The 26956-nt window shown below is 55.9% G+C and carries 15 protein-coding genes and 1 tRNA gene; 6 read left to right on the forward strand and 10 right to left on the reverse strand.

Translation table 11 applies throughout. The features are described 5' to 3' along the window. The 4 genes from BMX55_RS05090 (at position 1) to BMX55_RS05105 (ending at position 4145) form a co-directional block, all read left to right on the forward strand. The gene (locus BMX55_RS05090) at positions 1-612 is read left to right on the forward strand and encodes a hypothetical protein (protein ID WP_091453867.1); all 612 of its coding nucleotides are present in this window, start codon (positions 1-3) and stop codon (positions 610-612) included. Beyond that, a complete protein-coding gene (locus BMX55_RS05095) occupies positions 605-2389 on the forward strand; it encodes a YfjI family protein (RefSeq protein WP_245751289.1) in 1785 nt (594 codons plus the stop codon). The genes BMX55_RS05090 and BMX55_RS05095 overlap by 8 nt, the downstream gene beginning before the upstream one ends. 191 nt (positions 2390-2580) lie before the next feature. Continuing rightward, positions 2581-3183, forward strand: coding sequence for a hypothetical protein (locus BMX55_RS05100; protein WP_143059576.1), 603 nt, complete (start codon positions 2581-2583; stop codon positions 3181-3183). An 8-nt stretch (positions 3184-3191) separates the two neighbouring features. Continuing rightward, positions 3192-4145 (forward strand): hypothetical protein, encoded by a 954-nt coding sequence (locus tag BMX55_RS05105; protein WP_143059577.1) that lies wholly within the window; start codon positions 3192-3194, stop codon positions 4143-4145. 684 nt (positions 4146-4829) lie between these two features. Here the strand turns inward: BMX55_RS05105 and BMX55_RS05115 are convergent. From BMX55_RS05115 to BMX55_RS05145, 7 genes are all read right to left on the reverse strand, one after another. Beyond that, positions 4830-7868, reverse strand: a complete 3039-nt coding sequence (locus tag BMX55_RS05115; RefSeq protein WP_091454853.1) for a type I restriction endonuclease subunit R — start codon at positions 7866-7868, stop codon at positions 4830-4832. A gap of 178 nt (positions 7869-8046) precedes the next feature. Then, positions 8047-9513 carry an ATP-binding protein gene (locus tag BMX55_RS05120; protein ID WP_091453881.1) on the reverse strand — a complete coding sequence of 489 codons (1467 nt, stop codon included), beginning with the start codon at positions 9511-9513 and terminating at the stop codon, positions 8047-8049. After that, positions 9510-10880: a restriction endonuclease subunit S gene (locus BMX55_RS05125; protein ID WP_091453886.1), complete on the reverse strand. Its 1371-nt coding sequence runs from the start codon at positions 10878-10880 to the stop codon at positions 9510-9512. The genes BMX55_RS05120 and BMX55_RS05125 overlap by 4 nt, the downstream gene beginning before the upstream one ends. Continuing rightward, positions 10880-13117 (reverse strand): type I restriction-modification system subunit M, encoded by a 2238-nt coding sequence (locus BMX55_RS05130; protein WP_091453890.1) that lies wholly within the window; start codon positions 13115-13117, stop codon positions 10880-10882. The genes BMX55_RS05125 and BMX55_RS05130 overlap by 1 nt, the downstream gene beginning before the upstream one ends. A 342-nt stretch (positions 13118-13459) precedes the next feature. Next, positions 13460-13549 (reverse strand) — tRNA-Ser (locus BMX55_RS05135). A gap of 65 nt (positions 13550-13614) precedes the next feature. Continuing rightward, positions 13615-13968, reverse strand: a complete 354-nt coding sequence (locus tag BMX55_RS05140) for a hypothetical protein (protein ID WP_091453895.1) — start codon at positions 13966-13968, stop codon at positions 13615-13617. 6 nt (positions 13969-13974) lie between these two features. Further along, positions 13975-19929 (reverse strand): alpha-2-macroglobulin family protein, encoded by a 5955-nt coding sequence (locus tag BMX55_RS05145; RefSeq protein WP_245751290.1) that lies wholly within the window; start codon positions 19927-19929, stop codon positions 13975-13977. 215 nt (positions 19930-20144) lie between these two features. Here BMX55_RS05145 and BMX55_RS05150 point away from each other — a divergent pair, with 215 nt between their 5' ends. Beyond that, positions 20145-20849: a hypothetical protein gene (locus BMX55_RS05150; protein ID WP_143059578.1), complete on the forward strand. Its 705-nt coding sequence runs from the start codon at positions 20145-20147 to the stop codon at positions 20847-20849. 442 nt (positions 20850-21291) lie between these two features. Here the strand turns inward: BMX55_RS05150 and BMX55_RS05155 are convergent, their stop codons facing one another. The 3 genes from BMX55_RS05155 to BMX55_RS05165 form a co-directional block, all read right to left on the reverse strand. Further along, positions 21292-22215, reverse strand: coding sequence for a hypothetical protein (locus BMX55_RS05155; RefSeq protein WP_143059579.1), 924 nt, complete (start codon positions 22213-22215; stop codon positions 21292-21294). A gap of 106 nt (positions 22216-22321) precedes the next feature. Beyond that, positions 22322-23311, reverse strand: coding sequence for a Bug family tripartite tricarboxylate transporter substrate binding protein (locus BMX55_RS05160; protein ID WP_091453911.1), 990 nt, complete (start codon positions 23309-23311; stop codon positions 22322-22324). Between the two features lie 40 nt (positions 23312-23351). After that, positions 23352-24557, reverse strand: coding sequence for an HDOD domain-containing protein (locus BMX55_RS05165; protein ID WP_091453914.1), 1206 nt, complete (start codon positions 24555-24557; stop codon positions 23352-23354). 121 nt (positions 24558-24678) lie between these two features. On the opposite strand from BMX55_RS05165, the gene BMX55_RS05170 reads away from it, so the two are divergent. Next, the gene (locus tag BMX55_RS05170) at positions 24679-26946 is read left to right on the forward strand and encodes a diguanylate cyclase domain-containing protein (protein ID WP_091453918.1); all 2268 of its coding nucleotides are present in this window, start codon (positions 24679-24681) and stop codon (positions 26944-26946) included. The last annotated feature ends 10 nt before the right edge of the window (positions 26947-26956 follow it).

The following is a 26956-nucleotide window of genomic DNA, read 5'->3' on the forward strand; positions in this document are numbered from 1 at the left end:
ATGCCTATAAAGCAAAACGCCCTCAATCACCCAAAGGCAAAAGAGAGCGCCGCCGACAAGACGCATTTTGCCAGCACTGCACCGTACGTCAACCTGCTGGCGCTGGCCTGCACCGCTGGTGTGAGCTATGGCAAAATCAGCACCAAGGCGAAAGCCCCGGCGTGTGAAGACGCCTTTGGTAAAGCGGTAGCAGCCCCCACCGACAAGCGGGGTTTTGTCATGCCTGAATTCTTGGGACGTGGTGCAAGCCACGCCCACATGGTTTATGGGCATGGTGGGGGCTATCCGCAAGGACGCCCGCACGGCTTTACCCGTGTCTTCAACCACCATGCCCACCCGTTGTGTGTGAAGACGCAGCGCGTGGTTCTCAAGTCTCGTAAAGGAGCACTGACCATGCAGGTCAATCCATTGGGCCACCATGCGCCCACGCTCAAGGCCGCCCGTGCCATCCCCACCACCACCGAAGCCCAAGCCCACGCCCTGCTAGAGGCCACCACCAGCGCCAGCTTGGCAGCGTTCTATCTGCGCAAAGGCAATGTAGCCGCCGCACGCCGCAAGGCCGTGCAACTGCTCAAAAGTCTGCAAGTTTTGGAGGTGCCCGGCCATGCGTGAACAGCAACAATCGTTCGATCTACAGGCCGACATCTTTGGCGATATGCCAGCGCTGGCACCTTCGGTTGGGGCGGTGCCCGAAGCTATCACCATGCCAGTGGTGTCAGCCGGGAATGACTGTATCAACCGCCCCGGCGGTGCCAAAGCTGTGGCATTGCAGGTTCAGATTGACGCGGCAATTAAGGCAAATGATCCTGCCAAAGCTACACAGCTTTTTAGCGCAATGGCAGCCTTAGAGCTGGCCGACATCGACGCCCGCAAGGCTCTGTCTGACGCCTGTGACGTATGGCCCGAGTTGCGCGAGATCAAGACCGATTTGCCCGCCGTGCCTGCATTTGATGCTGTAACCCTATTGCCGCCGGTGCTGGCCGACTTTGTGCAGGACGAAGCCGACCGTATGCCGTGTTCGCCGGACTTTGTGGCCGCCTCGATGGTTGTTGCTTTGGGTTCGGTGATTGGTGCCCGCTGCGCTTTGAAGCCCAAGCGCCGCGACGACTGGATTGTCACGCCCAATCTGTACGGCGGCATTGTGGGCCTGCCATCGCAGAAGAAGACGCCCGCCGCCAATACTGTGATGCGCTTTCTCGACCGGCTGGAAGCCAAAGGAGCCGAGCTTTTGGAGGAAGAGCAGCGCATCCATGCTGCCGAGATGGCTGCTTTTGAAGCGCACGAGGCCGCCGTCAAGGCAGCAATGAAAAAAGCCGCCAGCAGCAAAGAGGGCCAGAACAAGATGGATGAAGCTATGGCTGACTTGCAGGCTCTGCAAGAGCCAGAAGAACCCCACGCCCGCCGATTCAAAAGCAACGACAGCACTGTCGAAAAGCTGGGAGAAATCCTATCGCGCAACCCGGCTGGCCTGCTGGTGTTTCGTGACGAGCTGATAGGTTTGCTATCGAGCTGGGAGCGCGAAGGCCACGAGGGCGACAAGGCGTTTTACTTGGAAGGCTGGAACGGTACCGGCAGTTTTTCGGTTGACCGTATCACCCGTGGCGAGATTCGCATCAAGAACTTTTGCCTAAGCGTATTCGGCGGCATTCAGCCCGACCTGCTGGAGCGCTATCTGTCCGGTATTGCCAACAGCATGGACAACGATGGCCGCATCCAACGCTTCCAAGTGCTGGTGTACCCCGATCCGGTGCTGTGGGAGTGGTGCGACCGCCGCCCGGTGCAAGGTGTCCGCGAAGCCGTGCGCGATCTGTTCGACCGCCTCGCCAGCTTTGACCCGGTGCAAGATGGTGCAGCACCCGCCGACGACTTTGTGAAGCTGCCTTACTTTAGCTTTGACGATGCGGCCCAAGAACTGTTTATCGAGTGGAGCCATCACCTGAACAAAGAGCTGATGCCGCAGGAAGAAAATCCGCTCATAGCCCAGCACTTGGGCAAGTTCGAGAAACTGTTCTGCGCATTGGCCCTGATCCTGCACTTGGCCGAAGGCAATATCGGCCCGGTGGGAGAAGAAAGCGCACTGCGCGCCGCCGCTTGGTGCGAATACTTGGCCGCACACGCCCGCCGCATCTATGGCACCGTGGAGGCCGCCAAAGTGAATACCGCAAAGACGCTGGCGCGGCATATCGGCAAGGGCAAGCTACAAGAGCACTTCACTGTCCGCGACGTGCATCGCAAAGGCTGGACGGGACTCAAGACCGCTGCCGAAGCCGAAACCGCCTTGATCGTGCTGGAGGAACATGGGGTTGTGCGTAGCTACGAGGCCATAGCCGATACAGGCCGCCCTACTGTCCGTTACCAGATCAATCCCAAATTGAGCGGGGCAGCATGAGTATGTGGGCAGAACGAGCAAAGGCGCATTTTTCACAAACGCCCCCAGAACGAACTGACGAAACTGACAAAACCCCTCTTTCGTCGGTTTTGTCAGTACCTTCCCAGCACTTTTGCGAAAAAACAGAAGAAACTTTTGGGGGTTTCGTCGGTTTTGTCAGTTCGCATCTAGTGCATCCTGAAAAAACCGCATTGCTAGCAACCGCCCCAGATTGGACGCCACCCGCACCATTGCCTGACCCCGGCATGGCCCGATTGCTGGCGCTGGCGATGACTTTGTGTGATCGAACGGGGGCCAGTGAAAAGACCCGGCAAGACTGGCGCGCTGATATTGAGCAGACACCGCACGGCTTGCGTGGTGGCTTGTATGCCCACTTGCTAGGCCAGTTGCCACCACCCCACAAACCCATGCCGCCCGCCGTGGTGGCAGTCCCAAGCACACCAGCGCCAGCACCTGCACCCACATGGCGCGAAGCCGACAAGGCCGACCAATCACACCATTGGAGCTGTGCCCAATGCCGCACGGGTGCCAAGTGCCCCGAAGGCCAGCGCCTGAGTGACGCCTATATCGAGGCCGCAAGCCGTGAGCGCTTCATTGCTGCCAAAACTGACCCGGCCAAGCCCTTGCCAAAGTTCCATGTTGCCCAGCCGGGGAATAAGGCAGACAAGACATATCAAGCCCACCATTGGAGCTGTGACGCCTGCAAAGCCTACGCCCGAAGCAATGGGCATGGCCAGCGCTGCATTGAAGGTCAGCAACTGCATTCCGCCTACGAGCAGGCAGCGGCAAAATGAGCCACACCATGACGGACACATTGCAACCGGGGGTTGCAAGCGTCCCCACCCGGTCATCCATCCCCGACCACTTGCGCGCCCAAGTGCTAACGCTGCGCCGTACACAATCGGCCAAGGCGGTATCTCAAACCCTTGGAATCCCCCTCGGCACCGTCAAGGCCATCAGTAGCCGATCAGGTATCACACGGGACAATGCCAACCTGCGCGAGTTCTTCAAGCTGCCCGACCCGGTAGCTAGCCGTTGCACCGACCTACAACCCCCGGTTGCACCGCCCCAGCCCGTAGCCGTCACAGGTGATAAGGACTTAGATGCGGTGCTGTGGTTGCGCCAAGTGGTGCAGACGGGTGATGCTGGCTTGATAGCCAAAGCCATGCAAGCAGCCGAGCGCATCCAGACCCCAGAGAAAGAGTTGGAAAACCGCTATGGCAACTACCTGATGCGCGTATCTGGTGGCAACACCATGAAAGCCGTCTTTGGCAGCATAGGCTTTGCCAATATCAAGGGACTGGCCGACCGCACACTGGACGAGCAGGCCCGCCGCCGTGAGGCACTGTCCCGCTTTGGCAGTCAAGATGCGGTGTTTGCCACCTTGCCCCAAGAACAGTTTTGCCTAGATGCGCTGGCGTTGGTGCCCAAGCAGGAGGGTATTTGGTCGTTCGACAAGGCCCAAGCCGCTGCTGCCTTTGCTACCCAGACCGATCTAGCACCGCACACCTTGGCCGACTGCCTTCACGAACTTGGATTCTGGAATCAGTTGTACCGCTTGCGCGATGGCTGGGGTACTGGTTGCGGCGATGGCCCCGCTGAAGTCAACGTCAGAGAGGGCTACCTGTTTCACTGCATGGGCCAGATCCGACCCAAGAGCAGAGAGGAAGCCAAATCGGTGCTGCGCTACTTGGCCGACCACGAGCGCATGGACAGGGAAGGCATCGATGCCATCTTGAACAACCTGATTGGATGACCCCCCCGGTTGCAATACTCAATCCCAGCCCGGCCACTGCGCCGAGTTTTTTGTTGCTGGCTCTGCTGGTATCCAGCGCGGTATCCACGGAATTGAGTGTTGGCAGGTTGGTTACCAAGCTAGTTACCAGCCAAACAAGTGCTTTGCGAGCTGTAACAGATGCCCGTGTAACAGGGGTCGTAACAGCTGGGACAGTGTTTCCAAAGCAGGTTTCGACGGAAACAGGCATTTTCGAGCTGGTACGCAAGATCACAGTACGCAGGCAGGTACGCACGGAAAAGGCCATCTAGTCGTGCGTACTTTCTAGTTAGCATGATGCTGGTTAGCGTCGTGGTTAGCATGCAAACAACGGAACCCGTAGGCGAACCCCTGCAGTGCAAGACTCATGCTTGGTATCCAAGGTGGTATCCACAGAATTGAGCGTTTGCAGGGTGGTTACAGCGCAATGGTTACCAGCCAAAGCTACATATTTGGAGCCGGTTTCCAAAGCGTGTTTCCAAGCTAGTTTCCAAGGAATTGGGCATTAGCGCATAGGTGTGCAAAATGAGGTACGCAGCGTGGTACGCACGGAAATGGGACTTTTGGGATGCGTACTAGACATGATGATCAAGTCCGGCCAACCAGAGCGTGTCGAGGGTATCCGTTGCTGTGAATTGTCCAAGCGGCCCGCGATAACTGCTTTAGTCAGTCTTTCTTGGCAGTCGTTCTAATCCGCTGGTACACAGCACGCATGAGGTGACTAGCAGCAACATTTCTGAAATCGTTGTCGTTCATCAAACGCATGAAGATTTCTTCGTTGCCATCCATGCGCTCAATGAACAGGTCTTCAAGCTGCTTGTTGAATACTGGCTCGAAGTTTTCTATGCTGTTGGCCATAACGGCATGGCGCAGCTGTTCATTGGCGACGGCTGTTTCACGAATTTGATCAAAGAAGAGCTGATCGGCAGGGGTGAACTCAGTTCCAAAGCGCTCATTGAGCTTGCCAACCAAGGTTGAAAGCTGCACATCCTGATCAGCTTGGCCTGTACCCACATCCGTCGGGCCTTTAAGCGCATCCGCTTCGCCCGCCTTGAGATCAATTGCACCCTCGCTGATTTTTTGCAGACGGTAGTATTTGAGCTCGACTTCATCATCGACCCGCACCGTTCGGTTGTCCAAAGTACGCGGCAACTTGGTCAGTAAGAAACGGGCGTAGGTGTACAGCTTCTCATGATCGGAGTCCTGATAAGGCACGATCTGAGAAACAAAGCTGTATAGATTGCGGAAGCTGACCAGCTGCCCTTTGAACAGGTTTTGATCTTCTTCCCCAAGCTTCTTGAATCGTTCAATTGCCAGATCAAGCAGGCCATTCAATTTTTTGTGCTCACCACCGGTGGGGTTCAGGCGATTGCGAAACCAAATTTCGCACCAATCGCTGATCTCTGCCTCGGTGTAAATCTTCCAACCAGCCAGTGTATGTGCCAGCGTGTTGAGCTGTTGTGGATCGGTGTCGTCGCCCTTTTCTGTCCTCTGGTAATAGGGTTTGAAGGCAGCGTAGATGTCTGCAGGCTCATTGACAAAATCGAGGACGAAAGTGTCCGTTTTGCCGCGTGTCGTGCGATTCAGGCGCGACAGCGTCTGCACCGCCTGAATGCCGGACAAATGCTTATCGACGTACATGCTGTGCAACAGTGGCTGGTCAAAGCCGGTCTGGTACTTGTCAGCCACCAGCAAGACTTGGTATTCCTCGGTGTTGAACTTTTCCGGCAGCTCAGATTCCTTGATGCCGTTGTTCATGCCCACTTCGGTGAACTTCTTGTCAACGAACTCTTTGAGGGTGATTTCGCCAGAGAAGGCCACCAATGATTTCACATCGGTGTAAGCCTTGTCTTTGATGTATTTGTCGAACCCCAGCTTATAGCGCACAGCATGTTCACGCGACCCAGTCACTATCATCGCTTTGGCCCGGCCACCAATCTTGTGGCGGGTATGGGTGCGGAAGTGTTCAACGATCACTTCGACTTTCTGCGCGATCTCATAATCGTGAAACTCAACGAACCGTGCGAGTGCGCGGGCAGCTTTGCGGCGCGGCACTTCTGGATCTTCCTCGACCTGCTGGATTAGGTGGTAGTAGCGCTTGTAGCAGGTGTAGTGCTTTAGCACATCGTGAATAAAGCCTTCATCAATGGCCTGCTGCATGCTGTAGTGGTGGAACGGCGCTTTACCATCGGGGCCGGGCTCATTGAAAACAGCCAGAGTCTTGAACTTGGGCGTTGCCGTAAAAGCAAAGAAACTCAAATTGGGCTGTTTGGCGCGCTTGAGCTGTTCACGCAACAGCCCCTTCTTCGCCTCTTCGCTCAAGGCATCATCGTCCATATCCAGCAACTGCTCGGCAATAGCGGATTCAATACCATCTTTATTCAGGATCTTGCGCAACTCCATCGCTGTTTCGCCGCTCTGCGAGCTGTGCGCTTCATCCACGATGACTGCGAAACGCTTGCCCGCTGTCGAGATGGCGACCGCTTTGCCGTTGGCCTCCATCGTGCGAATGGCTTGAGTGATGAAAGGAAACTTCTGGATGGTGGAAATGATGATCGGCACGCCATCGGCCAGCGCCTTCGCCAATTGCTGTGTGTTTTCGTCGATCTTCTGCACCACACCGAGCTTGTGCTCAAACTGGAAGATCGTGTCTTGCAGCTGTTGATCCAGTACACGCCGGTCAGTGATAACCACCACCGAATGAAAAATCTTGTCATTTTTGGCGTTGTGCAGACAGGATAGCCGGTGCGCCAACCAAGCAATAGAGTTTGATTTTCCAGAACCAGCAGAATGCTGGATCAAGTAGTTGTGTCCCGAACCATACGCCTGCGCGTGGCCGGTCAGTGCCCGTACTGCGTCTAGCTGGTGGTAGCGCGGGAAGATCATCGACTCTTTGCGGTGGCGCTTGATACCCTTCTCGGTAACGATGGTTTTTTCTTCGATGTCCAGATGGATGAACCGAGCCAAAATGTCCATCAAGCTGTCACGGATCAACACCTTGTGCCAAAGGTAGGTGGTACGCACATCACCCGCTGCTGGCGGGTTGCCCGCGCCGTGGTCATGGCCCAAGTTGAAGGGCAGAAAGAATGTGTCTTTGCCTTCCAGCCTAGTCGTCATGAACACCAACTCGGTATCCACTGCAAAATGCACTAGGCAACGCTGCTTGAAGGCAAACAGCAGCTCCTTGGGATCACGCTCAAAGCGATACTGGTACTTGGCGTTCTCCACGTTCCACCGCGTGGCCGACATTGGGTTCTTTAGCTCCAATGTGGCCACGGGCAGGCCATTGACAGCTAGCACTATGTCCGGAATGGCCCCGCTTTTGGTCTTGACCTGCCGCACGATGGTCAGGCGGTTGTGATCGTAACGCTTGGTACTCGCAGGATCTAGCCCGGTATTGGGCGCAAAGTAGGCCAGCCGCACTGTCTTGCCCACGCACTTGAAACCCTCACGCAAGATCGCTAAAGCTCCTTTGGCAGCAAGCTCCTTTACCAAATTATCCAGCAGCATCGCGGGTGCTTTGGCTGCATCAAGCTGGGTCAGGCGCGTCCAGATCTTGGGCTGGGTCTTCTGCACAAAGGTGACGACATCTGCCGGAAACAGCGCGGTTTCCGGGTCGTAGGTGTTGGGATCACCTTTTTCATACCCACCGCTACTGATTAGCGCGTGCTCAATGTCGTTTTCAAAGTCGATTTCTTTGTGCATACCTATCCCTTCCATGCCGTACCGAGGCTATCGCGAGACACATTCACCCTCAACATCTTTACCGATGCGTTCAGAGTCAAAAAAGAAATTATCTATAAGTCCATGATTTACAAGAGTTTTTTAAAGTTTCAAAGAGCAGCCGACGGTACCCAATCAAATAGCGGTCAAATAAGAAACATCAGGCCCAGAACGGCACGTACTTGGCATGCCGCCGTCCTTGGTCTGGGTCAAACGGCTTGACCAACCCTTGCGCAACCGCCTCCTTCATCACCCGACTCACCATCGCACTGTTCTCGGCGGCAATCCCAAACCGTTCGCGCAGACTGGCATTGGTCATCGGGTCGCGTTGCACATAGCGCAAGCAAGCATGCAGATAACACGCACGAACCCGGTCGCGACTGTCCATCTCTTTGTAGGCCGTGTGTGCAAACAGCACCGCACGGGTTGACCCTTCCGGCGTTTCAAAGCTTGGTGCGGGGAGTTGGTAGAACTCAGTTTCGGCAACCACCTTGTCCACACCACTACCGCGCTCTTCGCAAATGCCGACCCGCCGCATCAGCGATGCCAACTGCTCGTTGCGTGAGCGCGGCGGACTGTCCAGAAATCGTTGCGTATTCACCAGCGGCAGTCCAGGGTTGGTGATTTCCATCCGGTCAGCAAACACCTCCACCATAGGGCCAGCACCAGTGACAGAGAAATCCTGATGAATTAGTGCGTTGGCCACCAGCTCACGCACCGCAAGATCGGGATACATCGGCACCTCACGGCGCAAGGCTTTGCCGATGACCTCATTGCGGGGTAGCAAGGCGTTGACATAGTCCATCAACCCGGCAAATCCGCTGGCATAGCCTTTGCGGCCCTCCTGCTCACGCAGCGTTTTGATGCGTCCCTTGCCTTCGTAGACGACCACGCGCACCGCCTTGCGGGCCAATCCCCAAAATCGATGCAAATCCTTGGCAAACAAAATGGCACCTAGGTTGGTCACACCCCAAAGAGCCGCCGCATTTCGAACCAACAAACGATCTTCCTCAAGCCGCGCCAACAAGGCGGCTCTGTCCTCGGGTAAAGGCAGCTTTAGCAAGTCGAAGTAAGCGGGGTAGTCCAGCAAGGCCAAGGCATCAGAGCCTGACAAATTGTCTATCGCCAACTGCACCTCAAAGGGCGTGCTATCAAAGCGCCGCCACAGCTCACGCTCCAGTTCCGGATAGTCCTTCAGTGGCTTTTTGTTGCTGCCTACACGCACCCATTCTTTACCAGCAAACAGCGTGGGCTTGCCCGAAGCCGCTGGAATTTCCAACAATACCACTGGCTTGTCTTCCAGCTGCAAGGGCACAAAACGGAAATGCAAGCGCGGGCTGAGCATGCGCAGCAGCCAGCTTTCCAACTCTTCCCCGCCCTTGCGGGCCTTTGCCGGGGCGAAAGTGGTTCCTAGCACGGCATGGCTGTCGTTTTCTATGCCCCAGATCAGATAAGCATTGGCCTTGCCATCAAGCGCCGCCGCATTGGACAGCGCCGAAAGGTATTCACCGATAGTTTCGGGTTCGTCATTGTTGTGCTTGAACTCCAGCCATGATGTTTCAGCAGGCAATTTGCACAGTTCGCGCACCAGTCCAGCCCAGTAAGCCTGATCGCGGTCTACGGTCATGCGAATTCTTCCTGGATCTGTGCCTTCGCGGCAGATGCACTGGGCACTTGAAAGCCACGCACGTCGATTTTTCCGGTGACGGCATTAGTAATCAAAGCTGATCGGTACTCAATAAGGCGATCAATCACTAGACCAACTCGCTCCCGCTGCACATCAATGCTCTTTAGCTGAACAAGCAAGCGGGAAACAATTGACAATTGCTCGTTAATTGGTGGAACTGGGATGACGAGATTTGCGTATTTTTCAGCACTCACATTTTGAATTGTGGCTTGGATGAATACACTACTAAGCCATTGCCAGTAACAACTTGACTGGAGAAAAAGATATGCAAAATCTGGATTCATTGCATCTGACATCCTTGCGCGGATGAGATAACCTGCATAAGCTGCCATCCCCCAAGATGGCTTGTAAATAAATGACTTGCCCACCGTCGCACCACTACGGGCTAGAAGAATATCCCCATCGGAAAGTAAGTAATCATCCGCGATCTCTTGAGGTAAAGAACGAAACGTGTCCTCTCGAAGCGAGCCGTCATCATTGACGTCAGTAATTCGAATGTATCTTGGTAATTCAGGGTCAGTTAACTCTGCGGCCTCATTCGCGCCATATTTAAGTGGTTCACTGATGACAAATTTCAGGCGCTTTGCTTCCCAGTGCCTTGGAATATGGCCGAGCCAAGCTGCCTTCGAATCCTTCATCGGCACCGATGAATCAAGCCCCTTGGTGACGGCATGGCTGATAAGCGCCGTGCGCTTTTCGGCCAGCTTGTCGAGCAGTGCTTTTTTCTTGGCGATCAGGGCATCGATTTGTGCAGTTTTGAAATCGAGGAAACGGGCGATGGCTTTTTGTTCTTCCAGTGGTGGCTCTATGACCGGAATTCGAGCAAGGTCACTTGCATTGATGGCCGGGTAACTGACCCCTACCGAATTAGCCACCACATCGCCAACAAATCCATTGGACTGAAGTAGGTATCCAGCAAATCCAGAGAACAAGTTTTCTTTTGGTCGAACAACCGCAAAGCCGGTTGAAACGACCATATTTTCCGGAGGTTCGCAAACAGGGGCAATTGCCTTGAGATAAGTACGAACAGTCGAAACAATAATATCTCCATCTTTTACCTTGCGTCTAGCACGGGATGGAGACTTCTCGAAAGGCATCGCTTCTATTTTTTCGATCCCATTTACCAATGACACACTTGAAATATCGACGTACTTGATTTCCAAGTCGGGATCGGCTCTTTCATCAAGAGTCTCATCATTATGGGTGGCCACATTTTTCAGGCGTTTGAAGTCCCAGTGTTCTGGAATTTCCTTTAGCCAAGCGCAACGAGTCTGCTTGTATTTTCTGTAGGCCGGATAGTTTTCCATCACACCACCTCACTCAACATCGCTATGATGTCTTTTTCTAGCTGACTGATCTCGCTTGCAATCTCTTCCAGCGGGCGCGGCGGTTGGTACACATAAAAATGCCGGGTCAGCGGAATTTCGTAACCCACCTTGGTTTTGCTATGGTCTATCCAAGCATCCGACACATGCGGCAGGACTTCAGCTTTGAGGTAGGCTTCGCAATAGTCTTTCACCAACGCCAACAACTTATCGTGGCCGGTTTCGTTGTCATAGCCCAGCGGTAGCGGTAGGGTAATGTCTTTGGGCAGGGCCACTATTTCGGTATCACGCAGATCAGGATCAGGTTCCGGATTGCCTTTGGCATCCCGACAAATGTCGGCCTTGGGGTCGCGTTCAGACAGTGCCGCTAAGATGGCCTTCTTCACGGGTGCAGGAACCTTGCTGGGTACCTTTTTCAGGGCCGCTTCCAGCACGGCCTCAAAAGCAGGACGATTGCGGTACAGCGTTTCACTGTCCATACCTTGCAAGGCGGCCTTGATTGCCGCCTGTGTTGCTTTGCCCGCTGCGATTTCCGCTTGGTAGGCGGTATCGTCCCTGCGCTTTTTGCTGGTAGCCAAATTCACAAACGCGCTTTGTTGGCCCAGCTTGGCAATGCGTTCGGCACTGGCTTGAAAGTTCAAGCGCATCGGACGTTCCACCGTGAGCTTGAGGAAGCCAAACTCGCGGTTCTGAAAAATCTTGCTGCACACCCGGCGTTCAGGCTTTCCATCCACCAATACTTCGCTGGTTGCATCGTGTTCATGCTCGGCATACAGGCGCACCAGTTCTTTGATGTGCTCATCCGAGAGTTCGTTACGCTTGTTGCCCAAGCTTTTGTCCATTTTCTTGAAATGGCGCGTGCCGTCAATCAGCAGCACTTGGCCTTGGCGATGCTCGGGCTTCTTGTTCGTAACAATCCAGACGTAGGTATAAATGCCCGTGTTGTAAAACATCTGGTCTGGCAAAGCGACAACTGCATCCAGCATGTCACGTTCAATAATCCAGCGGCGGATATTGGACTCCCCCGATCCTGCATCACCCGTGAACAGCGGCGAGCCATTGAACACAACGGCAATTTTGGAGCCATCGCCACCAAGGTTCTTGCCATCGACCAGCTTGGGCGGCTGGTGCATCTTGGAGATCATGTGCTGCAAAAAGAGCAGCGAGCCATCGTTGATGCGTGGCAAGCCTGCACCAAAACGGCCATAGAAGCCTTGGTCTTCGTACTCTTCACGAACAAAGTCTTCTTCCGGCTTCCACTCCACGCCAAAGGGTGGGTTGGCCAGCATGTAATGAAATTTTTTGCCTAGGTGACCATCGTACGGCACAAAGCCGTTGGTCTTGTTCTTCGCGTCTTTGATGCCCAAGGTATCGCCATAGATCAGGTTGTTGATCGGCTCATCCTTGATCAACAGATCAGAACAGCAAATGGCGTAGGACTCAGGGTTGTATTCCTGACCGAACAGCTCGATGTTCGCATCCGGGTTCAACCCGGTGGTGAATCCATCACCGCAGATGAACTTTTCCGATTCAGACAACATCCCACCAGTGCCTGCTGTGGGGTCATACACGCTGCGGTAAATGCCTTTTTCGTAGATGCCATCTTCGCCGGTAAACAGCAACTGCACCATCAGGCGAATGACTTCTCGCGGGGTGAAGTGATCCCCGGCCTCTTCGTTGGCTTGCTCGTTAAACTTGCGCACGAGCTCTTCGAACAGGTAGCCCATCTGCAAATTGCTGATGGCATTGGGAGAAAGATTGATGTCTCCAGAACAGAACTCTTTGATGATCAGGTACAGCCGGTTCGCTTCGTCCAGCTTGGCAATCTCAGTTTCAAATTCGAACTTGTCGAAGATGTCACGGGCACGCGGCGAGAAGCCCTGAATGTAGGCAATCAAGTTGCCCGCGATGTTGGGCGCGTCGCCCAGCAATTTTTCAAACGTGAAGCCACTGGTATTGAACAGCTCTTGCTTGCGGTCGGTGGCAGCGATGCGGGACAACGCCTTTTCCAGCGCAGGGCCGGTGATGCCTTTGTCTTCCAAACGCTTCTTTTCGTCCAACACTTTTTGCTTGTTCTCAGCGAGCACCAGATCAAAGCGGCGTAAAACAATCAGCGGCAGCATCACACGACGGTACTGCGGCGGACGATAGGGGCCGCGCAGCTTGTTAGCGATGTTCCAGATGAAACCGACTAGGTTTTGGTGTTGTGTGTTCTGCATAGGCGATTCCTGAATACGGTGGACTGTTCTTACTTGGAGCTTCTGGTGTCGTCGTTGAGTTTGATTTGGCCAGATTTCAATTTGTAGGCACAACCCCAGTGATGTGCGGCGGCTCTTACAGGCATTTTTTGAGCTTGAGGGCCATGTTATCTATCTCCAAGCCGGTGACTTCATTCCTTCGGTTTGGGTGAAGTTCGGGCCGATAGGTTGACCATGTTGGTCGTGCTGCCCAGTCGATTGGGGTACAAAAACCATGTACCGCTGGCTACATGGTGGCTACATGAACCCAAAAACCAAAAAAGGCTTGCTACTAAATTCATAGTAGCAAGCCTTTGTATCTATTGGCGGAGAGGGAGGGATTCGAACCCTCGGTAGGGTCGCCCCTACGCCTGATTTCGAGTCAGGTACATTCGACCACTCTGCCACCTCTCCTGTGTGCCGAAGCGTAAATTGTAGCAGCAGTTTGCCGGGGCAGAAAGAAGGCGTGCTGGATAGGCTCAGTCAAGGTAAGTCAGCTCCGCTGAAACCAACCGCCCTTGTCGTGCCGTGATGCGGCAGATGTACCGCGAAAACGGCGACATCCCAGTAAAGGTGGCATAGAGCTGGTCATCGCCCTGCTCTTGCCGAAACCAGCGTGTCTGGCGCTGATCGGCCCCTTGCCCGATAGCCTCTTCTGCCAAGTGGGTACTGTCCATCCCTAGGGCCAGCGGGCGGCAAAACGCCTGCGCCCGCTGCTCTGCTTGGCGTTCGGCATAAGTGGCGTAAGCCAGCAATAACACCAGCGCCGCCACCAGCCCCAGCGCAGTTTTACCTAGCCGCCAAAGCCATCGGTACCCACGGCTGCTGGGCATGGCACTTTACTTTCCAGACGGGTTGGAGAGATTCACCTGCACCCGTGCATTGGGGTACTCGCCAAACATCTCTGGGGCATACATGGCTTCTACCCGGCTGGGGGGCAAGGCAAAGTCACCAGCATTGTTCAGGCGCACGGTGTATTCCATTTTTACGGTGCCTTTGGGCAGGTATTGGTAGTAGCTGCGGAAGGCCTCAAAGCTGCGCTCTTCAAATGCCGCCCAGCCGGAGCCGCTGCGTTTCTCGCCTTGGGTGGCCAGTTCCGAATCGCGCCCTAAGCCGCTGCCCAAAATGGTGGCACCACCGGGAATCGGGTCGGTCATGGCTACCCAAGTCATGTCGGCGCTGGCCGTCACCTCTAGACTGATGCGCAGCACATCGCCCCGGGTGTACTGGCCGGGGGGCAAGTGCTTGTTGGCCTGTTCTACCGGGGTGATGGTCTTTTGCAGGCTGTAGCCCGCCGCAAAAGGGGCTTTGCGCTGAAGAGCCGCTACCGATTGCAAGGTCAGCCACGGTTTGCCACTGCCTTGGTGCGTCACGGCCAGCGGGGATTTGTCAGCAGCCTTGGCCCAAGGCAGGAACATGCCGTTGCCGCGCAACATGCCGGGGGCTGCCGGGGCACCAAACCAAACACTTTGGTGCGCCGCACCGCTGGCGTCGGTGGACTGGATACGCTCTACCTTGGCCCAATCGACCTGTGCGCTCTGGCTGCCCAGCGTGGCGCGCGTCGTGCCTGCCACTGGAGTAGCCTCAAATTTTTGTGAGAAGCGCTCCAGCGCCAAGCCGCCCCACAGGTTGGCGGTGGTGGTGTGCCAAGCGCCGTTTTGTTGGCGCTGGATAAAGCCATTGGCCAAGCGGCCCATGTCCTCTTTCCAGCCGGGGTCGTCCATCACCGTCAGCATCAGCCGGGCCGTGTTGACATCACCGTTTTGCATCAGCCACCACCAGTAGTCATCTTGCTCGGTGCTAAACAGCAGCTTGGTGCCTTGGTAGCTCAGGCGGCCACGCACAATTTGCATGGCTTCTTCCAGACGCTTGTCGCGTTCGGGCATCGTGCTCAGGCGTTGCAACACATTGATCCAGTCGATCACGGCATGCGTAGGCCACTGGTTGGGCGCAATGGTGATGCTGGTCAGCATCTTGGGCGTGGCCTTGCCGTAGCGCGATAGTGCCTCAATGGCGGCCAGCTTGCGCATATCCAAGTCTTTGCGTGGGCTCCAGAAGCTGCGTTCAATGCGCCCCTCCACAAAGGCAATCAGGCCACGCTCCATTGGGGCGCGGGCCTCATCGGGCAAGGCAAAAGCCGGGTTGATACGGGCCGCCTCATGGGTAGCTGCCAGCAAATAGGCGGTCAGGGTGTCGCTGCCGTGGTTGGCCTCGCTGCTGTGCGGCGGAAAGTAGTTGGCCAAGCCATCACTGTCCAAGTAGGTGGGCAGTTGGGCCACCACGGTTTGCCAGAGTTTGGCATCGCGCAAGCCAATGGATTTGCTGGTTTTTTGCTCCAAGCAGGCAAAGGGGTAGTTGGCCCACCAGTCGCGCACACCGGGCAGGCCCTCGGCCAGCTTGGGTTGCAGCGCCATTTTCAGGCCGCCGCGTCCGGGCACAGCCTCGGCTGGCGGGCTGACGGGCAGGCTGTAGTTGCCGTCAATCTGCACCAAGGTGGCCTGCTGCACCGACAAAGGCACCGCAGGCACAATGCGCTGGCTCACCTTCAGGGCATCGCGAGCGCCGCTGCGGCTGTCTTTGGCCTCGATCTCCCACAAAATGGCTTGTATGCGCGTCTGGCCCAGCGGTGCCGGGGCTTTGACGTCCCAAGCCACTTCGCGGGCTTCTCCGGCAGGAATCTCTACCGTTTGCGGTTTGAGGTCGATCAGGGTGGCGCGAGGCGTCACTTCCACCTGCATCACCGCTTTGGTGGTGTTGCGCAGCGTGATTTGGGCGCGGAACAGGTCATCCTCGCGCACCAGTGGCGGCAGGCCGCTGATGATCTGTAAATCTTGTGTCGTGCGGATATGGGTTGCGCCAGTGCCAAACAGTCCGGTAGCGGCATCAGCCACAGCCACAATTTTGAAGCTGGTCAGGGCATCGTTGAGAGGCACCGTGACTTTGGCTTGGCCGTTGGCATCAAGCTGCACCGCTGGGTTCCACAACAGCAAAGTATCGAGCAATTCGCGCGTCGGGTTGCGACCCCCACCACCGCCCGCAGGCACGGCTTTGCGGCCATAGTGGCGTCGGCCAATAAGCTCCATTTGTGCTGTCGAGGTGGCTACCCCCCAACTACGCCGTTGCAACATGGCTTCCAGCAAGTTCCAACTGTGGTTGGGCATCAGCTCTAACAGGGCCTGATCGACGGCAGCCAGCGCCACTTCGGCATGGGCCGCAGGCTGGCCGTTGGGCAGTTTGGCGCTGATGGTGATTTGCGCTTTACCACGCACCGGGTAGCTGTCTTTGTCGGCTGCCACCTTCACATCCAGTTGGTGGCCTTTGGTGCCCACTTTGATTTCTGCCACGCCCAAGCGGAAGGCAGGTTTGCTCAAATCGACCAGCGCGCTGGGGGCCACATATTCGCGGCCTTCGTACCAAAAGGCTGTCCACCACTGGCGCGGGGCCTTGTAGCCCCAGCTAAAAAAGCTGTACCAAGGCACTTCTTGCAAACGCCCGCGCAGCGCCAGCACGCTCACATACACGTTGGGCCCCCAGCCTTCTTGGATTTTGAGGCTCACGGTCGGGTCTTGGCCGTTGAGTTCTACCACTTGGGTGTCCAAAATGCCTTCGCGCTCCACGCTGACCAGCGCAGTGGCAAAGCGGAACGGCATTCGCACCTGAAAGCGCGCCGTCTCGCCGGGTTGGTAGCTTTTCTTTTCTGGCAGCAGCTCGATGCGGTCGTGGTTTTCACCGCCAAACCAGAGTTCGCCTTGGCGCGTGACCCACACCGAGGCAGCAGCATCAAAGGTGTTGCCATCGGCATCGCGGGCGGTGGCAATCAGTTCGATCTCGCCGGGGTCGGCCATTTGGGTTTGGCACAGCAGCAGGCCACGGGCATCGCTCTTGCCAGTGCAAACAGTGCCCAAATCCTTGGTGCTGGTTTGGCTGTCGTAGCTATAAAAGCCCCCCACCATGCGCTTACGGCTGGTGGTAGTGATGCGGGCCATCGCCTGCACTTGCAGCGGCACATTGGCGGCTGGTTTGCCCTCTGGGGTCAGGGCCAACACTTGAAACTGTGCCTTCTGGCTGGCCGAAACCCAGCCCTCGGTTTTGATACCTGCCACCACCGCAGCAGGCCAAAGGGTGTGGGTGCTGCGCAGGGTTTGCACCTCGCCATTGGGGTCGGCATAGGTGGCCTCGAGCACCAAATCTTGGGCTTGGGCCGAGCGCGGCAGCTTCTCCAAGGTGATTTGGCCCGCGCCTTGGCGGTTGAGCGTCAGGGGTAGCTTATCAGCCACCACGCGGTTGTCTTGGCTGGCGCTAGCTTCTTCTTCGCCGTTGCTCTGGCCTTGTGGGCGCTGGCGGGGTGCCCTAAAGCTAAAGCCCTCGTAATCGGCAAAGTCTAGGCCCTTGCGGCGCACTTGGGCCGAGACCCGCACCGGCAGGTTGGCAGCAGCACCACCGGCCACATAGTTGATTTGCACATCGGTGGGCACCGAACGCACATTGACCAGTGGTTTTTTTTCTGCCGGGCCAATGCGGCCTTCAAACACGGGCAGGCGAAATTCTTCCACCCGAAACTCGCCCGAATGGAAGCTCTGTTCCTCGGCACGGCTATTGCGCAGCTCCACGCTATACAGCCCCAGCTTGGCGGCGGGTGGAATAGCAAAGCTGCTTTGCGCACTACGCCCGCCGGTAGCGGTTTTGCGCCAAGCCAGTGGCTGGGTAAATTGCTGGCCGCTGCCGCTGTGGGTGATGATGAGGGTATCGGGCCATTGCGCCGGAAGACCAAAGCCCTTGCTGGTCTCAGTGCGGATCAAGTGCTTCATCGACACCGTTTCACCGGCACGCAACAAGGTGCGGTCAAAAATGGTGTGGGCGCGCTCGTCCGGTTGGACGTTGTTACTGGTGGGTAGGTTAAAGCGCCAAGGCTCAATGCCGCGCTGCCACTCGCTCCACGTAAAGGCCATATCCTGCACGCCATCGGCCCCTTGGCTGCGCGCACTGACAAAATAGCCATGTGCCCCGCCGTATTCGTTATAACAACCGGGAGCCTCTGGGAGAAGCTTGTCAAACAAAGCCCGCCCTTGGGCATCGGTGGTGCCGCTGGCGAGCAACTTGCCGTGACAGTCAGACACTTGCACCTTGGCATCGGCCACCGCTTTACCCTTGTCTAAGGTAGTAACCCACGCCAAAGCGTTTTCGCGGCCCAACTTGAAATGCACGCCCAAGTTGGTCACCAGCGCCGAGGTGCGCACAATCATGGTGCGGCCCGCGCCGTGGCGCTCATCCAGCAGCGAGGCCCCCAGCCGGGATGAGGCAATCTCCACCACATGAAAGCCCGGTGTGAGCGGAATACCCACCACCTCAAACGGGCGCGGGTCGCCACTGGCAGGCTGGGGCAAGTCGAGGGTTTTCACGCCCGGCTGCCCAGCCAACAGCGAGAGCATCCGCGACTGCACATAGGCTTGGTCATCGGGGTTAATCACTTGCGGCAGCGGGCCTTTCACATCTTGGCGGGCTTGGCTACGGTCAACGATAAAGCTGTCGTAGTGCTGCACCTTGCGGTACCAAGCAATGATGTCGGCATCACTGCCGGGCTGCAAGGTACTGACCTTGCCTTGCGGGGCCGCCCCCGTGGGCAAGCCTTGGATACGCAAATTGGCCTCCACATTGCGCAGCGTGACGGGCAGCAGCGCTGGGCCGTTCGGGCCTTCGGCAAACCGCTCAACAATGCCAAACGGCGCAGCCGCAAACTTGGCCAGTGGCGGCCTGCCTGCCGTAGCCACTTGCAGCGGAAAGCTGGCTGCATTGACCAAGGTGCGGCCCGCTGCGTCGACAAACTGCTTGGGCAGTTCGACGGCAAAGCGGGTGTCTTCGGCCAGTGGCGGGGCAAACTGGATTTGCTCTACCAGTTCTCCCTCTAGTGGCTGGGGGGCCACGCTTTCGTTTTTGGATTTGAGCCGGATAGCGCTAGCTAGCTTGGCGGGCACCGGGGCATTGAACGAGAGCGACATGGGCCGGATCGGCAAGCAAGCGGCTTGGGCGTTTTCGCGCTCGCAATGGAATTCGGCTTGAAACGGTGCCCGCACGGTGAAAGCGAAGCGCTTTTCGACATGGTTGGCAATGCCGCTGGGGGTAGCTACGCCTTCCCCCCACACCAATTGCACCTTGGAAGATGGCGTCAGGCGTCGGTTGCAGGCCAGCGTGACCACCGATAGTGCCTCAGTGGCGGCCTGTTGGCGCAGGCCGTGGGCATCTAGCAGGGCGCTACGCTCCTTGCTATCGATCAAGCGCACCGGTATGCGCTCGCCCAGCCCTTCGGTGGCGCACCAGACATTGGCTTGCACACTAGCTGCCGTGGCCGGGCCATTGAGTTGCAGGATAAAAAACTGTTCTTCGTCAATCGGTTGCCAACTGGAGGGCCAAACCTGCTGCACAAAAGGCCCGCCGGTGTTGAACTGGTAGCGGGTGGTGCCACTCAAGGCGCTGTTGCTCGGGGATTGAAACCCCGGCTTGCCTTGCACGGTGCAGCGCACGCCGGGGGGCAAATCGCGGGCAAAGTCAAACACCCATTCGCGCTCGCTCGTCCAACGCCCCGTGCCTTGGCTGGCTTGGGCATCGCTACAGCGCACCTCCAGCGGCGCTGGGGCCTGCGGGTCGCCAAAGCGCACGGCGGCACCATCAAACTTGGCTACCAACTGGCGTACGCGGGCCACTTCGCCTTGGGGCGACAGGCTGGTGATCTGGAGCGCCTGTGCGCCCAGCGAGGTAAGGAGCAGGCCAGTGGCCAGCAAGAATTTTGCGGAGATCAAGGCAACGCCCTCACGTCTGAAATAGCACTTTTTAAGCATCGTAACAGCCTACTGTTCTTCAGCGCCTATGGGTGCTGTGGTTCTATTACCGCTTTTAATGTTGCAGAAGTGACATAGAGTTACAGCTCTCTACGCTCAAAAAACCTACGATAAAGCCGATATATACCTCAAATTCTTATAGAAAGGTTGTTATGACTATCATACGAGCAGCCCAATTGACCACCTCCCTCACCAGCGAAGCCTTGCGCGCCCGTGTGATTCAGGCGGGAGCCACCAGCCAAGCGGCCAAACCAGAAGTAAGCAGCAGTTCTACGTCGATGGAGGAACTGACAGCCAGTGCATCGGTTATTTATCGCCAGCGGCAAAATGAAGTGCCAAAAGATAATACGTATGTGCATTTACAATTATCGATAGACCCGCGATCTCCATCCCCATGGATGGATAAAGATATTCGTGAAAAACAGAAAGCCATTGACGTAAATTCAACATTTAATTCTATGGATAAGGCTTACAAAGAATTTAAGTCATCTTTGCAAAGAGTCGCGCCAAATTTAGCCAAACTTGACTTTGGATTCACCCTTAATCCTCAAGGCGATCTGATTGCAACAGGCGTAAGCGGACAGCAGAAAACTGAACTAACAAAATTATTAAATCAGTCCGAAGGCCTCAAAGAATTAGCATCGGAATTTGCTAATAAGGTAATGAAGTGGGGACAAGCAGACACATACCTAGGATTTGGACAATACAAGCTCAATGCTGAAAATTTTCAAAATACCATAAATATTGGCGAAGCATTAGATGCAAGCAATGGGAATATTAAAAAAGGAATATGGGTATATCAATTCTCTAGCAAAGGGGAAATTGATTTAGAGAAAAAAGAAAAAATGAAGCCCTATGCAATTGAATGGAATCCTCGTTAGTTTTAGTGGTTTTATATTTATGCGACTCATAAAACAAATCGCATGAATTTTTAAATTACTCAAATCATAGACATGCTACAGATATGGCCAAGATAGACTACTGGGTAATTTAACCCTCCAACACCAGCATCATTTGCGCCGCGAACATAAATTCTCCAAGCTCCTATATTAAAGTAATTTTACCAATTACGAGCAATTCCACTAGAGCCGTCTGGAAAAATAACATTATAATCGCCGACGCATTATTCAAAATCAACAACTCTAAAAGCTGAACCTCCACTATTCATTTCTAAATCATAGGATATAGTGCAATTGGGATCCGCAATTAAATTAGGCCATATTTTTAAAGTTGCCATAGATCTTGGCAGTGGACTATCTTTGGAATCTTTAACACTTGTGCTTCAGTTCATTTTTCGATAAATTTGCGTTGTTAAATAATGGTTTAAAATACAGAAAATGGAATTCTGATCAGGTTGTTTTCTCCAGATACTGAGTGACTTCCAGTCGTCGGCTTAGAGCCAAAATATAACTGATATTGAGCGGCTGCACTCCATGTGGCTGTGGGATTTGGGCGTACCCGCACATACAAAAGCTGATTCTGTTGCAATCCACCAATATTACTATAAATGTCATTCTGTAAAATATCCCAATTAATACCATTGCCAGAAATTTTAGTTATCCAGCGGTTACTGGTGCCGCTGGCTATGCCATTCAGTTCGACAACTACATCCTGTCCACGTACAGCGGTAAATTGGTAGTAATCATGATCGATGGTACTATCCGAATTGCCAACAATAGTATTAAATTTTTCCGGCAAAACCGTTGCCTTTGCTGGGGTGTCATTGACCTCGTAAGCATCAATTTGGTTGTTGACTGCTGCGGCAAAGTTGATAGGTGTGCCATCGGTAGCGTAAGGCACCATATACCAATAATAATTTCCCGGTTCAGTCAGGGCAACAATGGTTTCATCACCATTGCCAACCACATCTGAAGTGCCAACAATACTGACGTTGTTGGCACCGTCGTCTTTAAGTAGCATCAAACCAAAATCGGTGCCGCCGCTTTGGCCTGTCAAACCAACCATTGATTTAGCCTTTTTTGTGACCGCAAAGTGGTAACAGTAAGAATTACCTAATTGCACACCGCTCAAGGTGTAAAGCACATTCACATCTAATGTGGGACACAGCAGCGTAAAAGATACCGTGGCAGTTGCTGATTGCCTGCAGTGTTGTTTAGATTCAGTGGTGGTGGATGGTGCCTGCTTCTTGACCAATTCGTCCGGCAGCAAAGAGCGGGGCTGGGTCTCTATCAGCAGTGGCTGATCCGTGGTAATTTTTGGTGTCGAAATAAGTGGGGGTTGATTCAATTTCCCACACCAATTGCACCTTGGAGGATGGTGTCAGGCGTCAGGCAAGGAACGGCCCTCCTTGCCGTCAATTGGGCGCACAGGTACGCGCTTGCCCAACTCTGCTTCAGCGGGGCTGAAACCCACTTTTCTGAATGATGTGCGTCCAAGCCAAGCTATAGGCCCGCTCGCGGGTAGCCAATTGCTCGCTACTCATGTAGCCCACCGTCAAGCCCATGTCGGTAAGCTGTTTATGGACATCGGGCAAGACCAGCACCTTGGCCACCGCAGCCGACAGGCGTTGCACTTCAGCCGCTGGGGTGCCCTTGGGGGCGTAGATGCCATAAAAGGGCAGTTCTGCAAAACCCTTCAGGCCCAACTCGTCAAAGGTGGGCACATCAGGCAAGGCGGCTTGGCGCTGGGTGCCTAACACGGCCACCACGCGCACTTTGCCCGCCTTGTGGTGCTCAATGAAGTCTGGCACCGAACCTACGCCAGCGGCAATCTGGTTGCCCAGCATATCGGCCAGCATCGGGGCGCTGCCCCGGTAGGGTGCAGAGATCAAATCGAGGTGGTATTTGTCACCGATGAGCTTGACCAAAAATTCAGGGGTGGACGCTGGTGCCGGAATGCCCACGGCCCCTTTGCCTGCGCCTTGGGTTTTGACCCATTCCACATAGTCCTTAAAGCCCTTGGCTGGGGTGCCCGCCGACACAGCAAAGGCATTGACGAAGGTGGCAAACCCGGCCACCGGCACAAAATCTTGCGCTGGTTGGTAGCCGGGGTTTTTGACCACCAGTGGCAAGATGGAGATGGTGTGATCGTGCGACAAAAACAGCGTGGTGCCATCGGCGGGGGCAGCTTTGAGCGTTTGCGCCGCAATTTGCCCGCCTGCGCCGGGGCGGTTATCCACCACCACCGACGTGCCCAGCGGCTCCTTGAGCTTGTCAGCCAAGAGCCGGGCAACCATATCGGTGCCGCCCCCTGCCGGAAAACCAACCAGAATATGCACAGGCTTGGCCGTCTGTGCCAAGGCCGCAGCGCTGGCGGTACACGTTACGGCCAAAGCGGCAGTGCGCAAGATACGGGTCAGAAAATGGCGACGCGGGGCAAACATGGGCGATGGCTCCAAAAATCAAGAAAAGAAAAATTGCTGTTCAATGGCGCATAGAGCCAGACACTTGCAACTGGTGCAGGGCGGTGTGCAGCTCGCTAGAGGCCAGCACGGCGCGCAATTGCGCCAGCGCCGGGTGGCCCAAATAAGAGCGCAGATGGAAGGTGTCGGAGCCTAGATCGGCATCCAAGTCGTAGGCTTTGATAGAAGTCAACTGGCCCAGCGCCAGCTTTTCGCCCACACCAATACACAGATAACCCAGCGCCAGCAGCGGCACTTGTGCGTCATCGATGGCACTGGCCGGTGTCACCAGCACCCGGCTGATGACCGAGACATCTTCCACCAAGGTGGTGGGCAGTTCCCACAAGCGCAGTACCAAGCTGGCAACCTCACCAGCGGCCAAGCCAATCACCTCTTGCTCTAGTTTGGCGCGGCGCAGCCGGTCTTGCATCAGCCATTCTTCTACGCCATTGCTGGGCAGCAGCGAGGCTGCTGCCAGATGGCCGACAAACGCCAACACCACTTTGGTAGCCAAGACTCCCGGCTCAGGCAAGCCCAGCTCTTTGCCCAAGTACAAGCACAGCTCGCTGGCAGTGGCGCTGGCCTTCCAGATGGCATCAAACGAGCGCTGCGCTGATGCCAGCTCAGGGCGAAAGGCTTGCGCCAACATATATTGCAGGCAAACATTGCGCACCGTGTCCATGCCCAGCAGCGTCACAGCTGGCTCAATGCTGGTCACGGGCTGGGACAGGCCATACAACGGTGAATTGACGATGGCCAGCACCCGCGCTGCAATCAGTGGCTCACCCATCAGCAGCTCGCTTAGTTCTGCGGGATCAGCACGGGTAAAAAAATCAGGCTCCAGCAGTTTTTGCATCGACAGTGGCGGGCGCGGAATGCCACCAATCACCGTCATCAGTGCTTTATGCCGTGCCGAAGACAGGTCGCGCTCTAACATCCAGTGGAATGCGGCCAACTCTGGGGGAGTGTCAGGTGGCAAGACCACGGCGCTGTGCGCCACAGGCGCAGGCAGTGGTGCAACCGCCTGTCCGTCCATTCCTGCCAGCGGCACTGTAGGGCGCTTGGCGGGCAAGATGGTGGGTGGCTGTGGGGCGGGGGGGGGCATCTGCTCTTGGCCCAGTTTCTGGGGGGTATCGGTGTGGTTCTGGCGGGCGGCAGGGCGCAGCTTCCACCAGACCAAGGCAGCAAGGGCGATCAGGACAGGGATCAAGAGCAGCAAGGCAGGCACGGTTTCAACTCCTGGTGGATAGAAAAGCTGCCTATGCTAACGACTCTAGCCACGTTTTAGCCCCGGCACGGCGCGCCCAGCAGCAATTTCTGGGTATCCCTACAATGGCTGTCCCCCCCCTATGCCACCCGACTGCACCGTGCGCTTTACCCGCTCCCGTCAATTGATTTTGCTGGCTTTGCTGCTCTCGCTGGGGATTGGCACTCTGTTTGTTCATGCCATATCTACCATGCGGCAAGACCAGTGGAATTTTGCCAGCCGCACCCAAGTGAACTTGGCCCATACGCTGGCACTGGCCGTACGCCACAGCTTGGATGGCTTTGAAGATCCGCTACTGCATGTCGTCACGGAAATGCAAACCACGCCCACTCCGTCTATGGCATCGGTCTTGGGTGGAAACAGCTTGCCCGGCCTAGAGGCGGTGCTGGTGGTAAACCAAGCCGGACAAGTGGTGCTGGCCCCAGAGGCTGTGGCGTTGCCACCCAACACCCAGTTAGACCTTGAGGCTTTAGCGCTGTTGCCCTCAGGCCAGCACCACGGGCTGCACGTGGGCAAGCCGATGATAAGCCCCTTGTCTGGTCTCTATGTATTGCCGATGAGCCACACCTACCGTGGTGCCGATGACCAAGTGGCTGGGGTGGTGTTAGGGCTGATTCAATTGGAGCACTTTAATCGGTTGTTTTCCTCTGTCCAACTGGGGCCGCACAGCGGGATTAACTTATTTTTGCGCAATGGCACGGTGGTGGTGCGCTTTCCGTACGGAGGGAAGGACACCGGCAAATCGCTGGCGGGCACCGACAACATGCGCCAATTGCAAGCGGCCCCCCAAGGCACTTTCGCTAGCCAAGCGGTGTTCGATGGCGTATGGCGCATGTATGCGTTTGAATGGGTAGAGGGCTATCCGCTGGTGATTAACGTAGCCCAAGCGGTGGACTCAGTGCTGGCCGACTGGCGACGCAGCGCGATGTGGTTGGGTATTTTTGCCGTGGTGCTCATGGTAGCCTGCGTTGGTTTGGCAGTGCTGTTTGCCCGTGAACTGGAACGCCGCCAAGCCGTGAGTAGCCAGCTGCAACAAGCACAACACGACCTGCGCACCATTTTGGACAACCTGCCCTCAATGGTCAGCTATTGGGACAGCGATTTGCACAACCGCTTTGCCAACCGAGCCACCGAACGCTGGTTTGGCATTTCGCCCGAACAACTGCGCGGTATGCCCGCTGCCACCTTGCTTGGCCCCCAAGCCTACGCTGCCGTGCAACCCTACCTAGAGAAAGCTTTGCAAGGACAAGCCCAATCCTTTGAACGGCGTCTGACCGATGCCCAAGGCGATAAGCGCCATGTCTATATCACCTACACCCCCGATTTAGACAAAGGCCAAGTGCGTGGTATTTTGGCGCAGCTGATCGACATCACCGAGCGCAAGCGCATGGAAGATGAGCTGTTTGAAGAAAAAGAACGTATCCGCCTGACTCTGCGCTCTATTGGCGATGCGGTGGTCTGCACCGATGCTCAAGGGCACATCACTTACCTCAACCCAGTGGCCGAACGCATGACGGGGTGGCCTCTGGCCGATGCTGCTGGTCAAGATGCTGATGTAGTGGTGCCCCTGTATCTGGGCTATGGCAACCAGCCCCAACCCAGCCCCCTACATGATGTGCTCAGCACCCGTTTATGTTGTGGGCCTACCCGTGGCGTAGTGCTGCATGGCAGGCAGGGGCAGCGTTACGATGTAGAAGAATCGGCCAGCCCGATCATTGACCGCCACGACCAGCTCAGTGGTGCCGTCATGGTGCTGCACGACATGACCGAAACCATGGCGATGGCCGCGCGCATGGCCCATCTGGCGCAATACGACTCTCTCACCGATTTGCCCAATCGCCTGCTATTGCAAGACCGCACGCGCCATGCACTGGCCCAAGCGCGACGCGACGGCAAGCTGCTGGCAGTGGTTTATCTAGATTTAGACGGCTTTAAGCAAGTCAATGACTGCCTAGGCCACGATGCTGGCGACCAACTGCTGGTAGAGTTTGCCCGGCGCCTGAAGGCCACAGTGCGCGAATCTGATACCGTGTGCCGCCAAGGCGGCGATGAGTTCGTCCTCTTGCTGCCGGGGCTAGACAACCCTGCCCACATTGAGCGGCTGGCACACAAAATTTTGGCCACCTGCGAGGCACCATTCCAGTTACAACAGGGCTGCGCTGGCCAAACCAGTTGTGTGGGCGTCAGTGGCGGCGTGGCATTGTTTGCGCAGCATGGCAGCTCATTTGAAACGCTGGCACGCCATGCCGATGAGGCCATGTATGCAGCCAAGCGCGCCGGGCGGGGCCGTTTTTATCTCTACCAAGGCGAGGGGCTGGCCCCTGCCGCCATTGCACCGCGCCAAGCCTAACCCATTCGCC

Source organism: Giesbergeria anulus, assembly GCF_900111115.1.
Taxonomy (GTDB): Bacteria; Pseudomonadota; Gammaproteobacteria; order Burkholderiales; family Burkholderiaceae_C; genus Simplicispira; species Simplicispira anulus.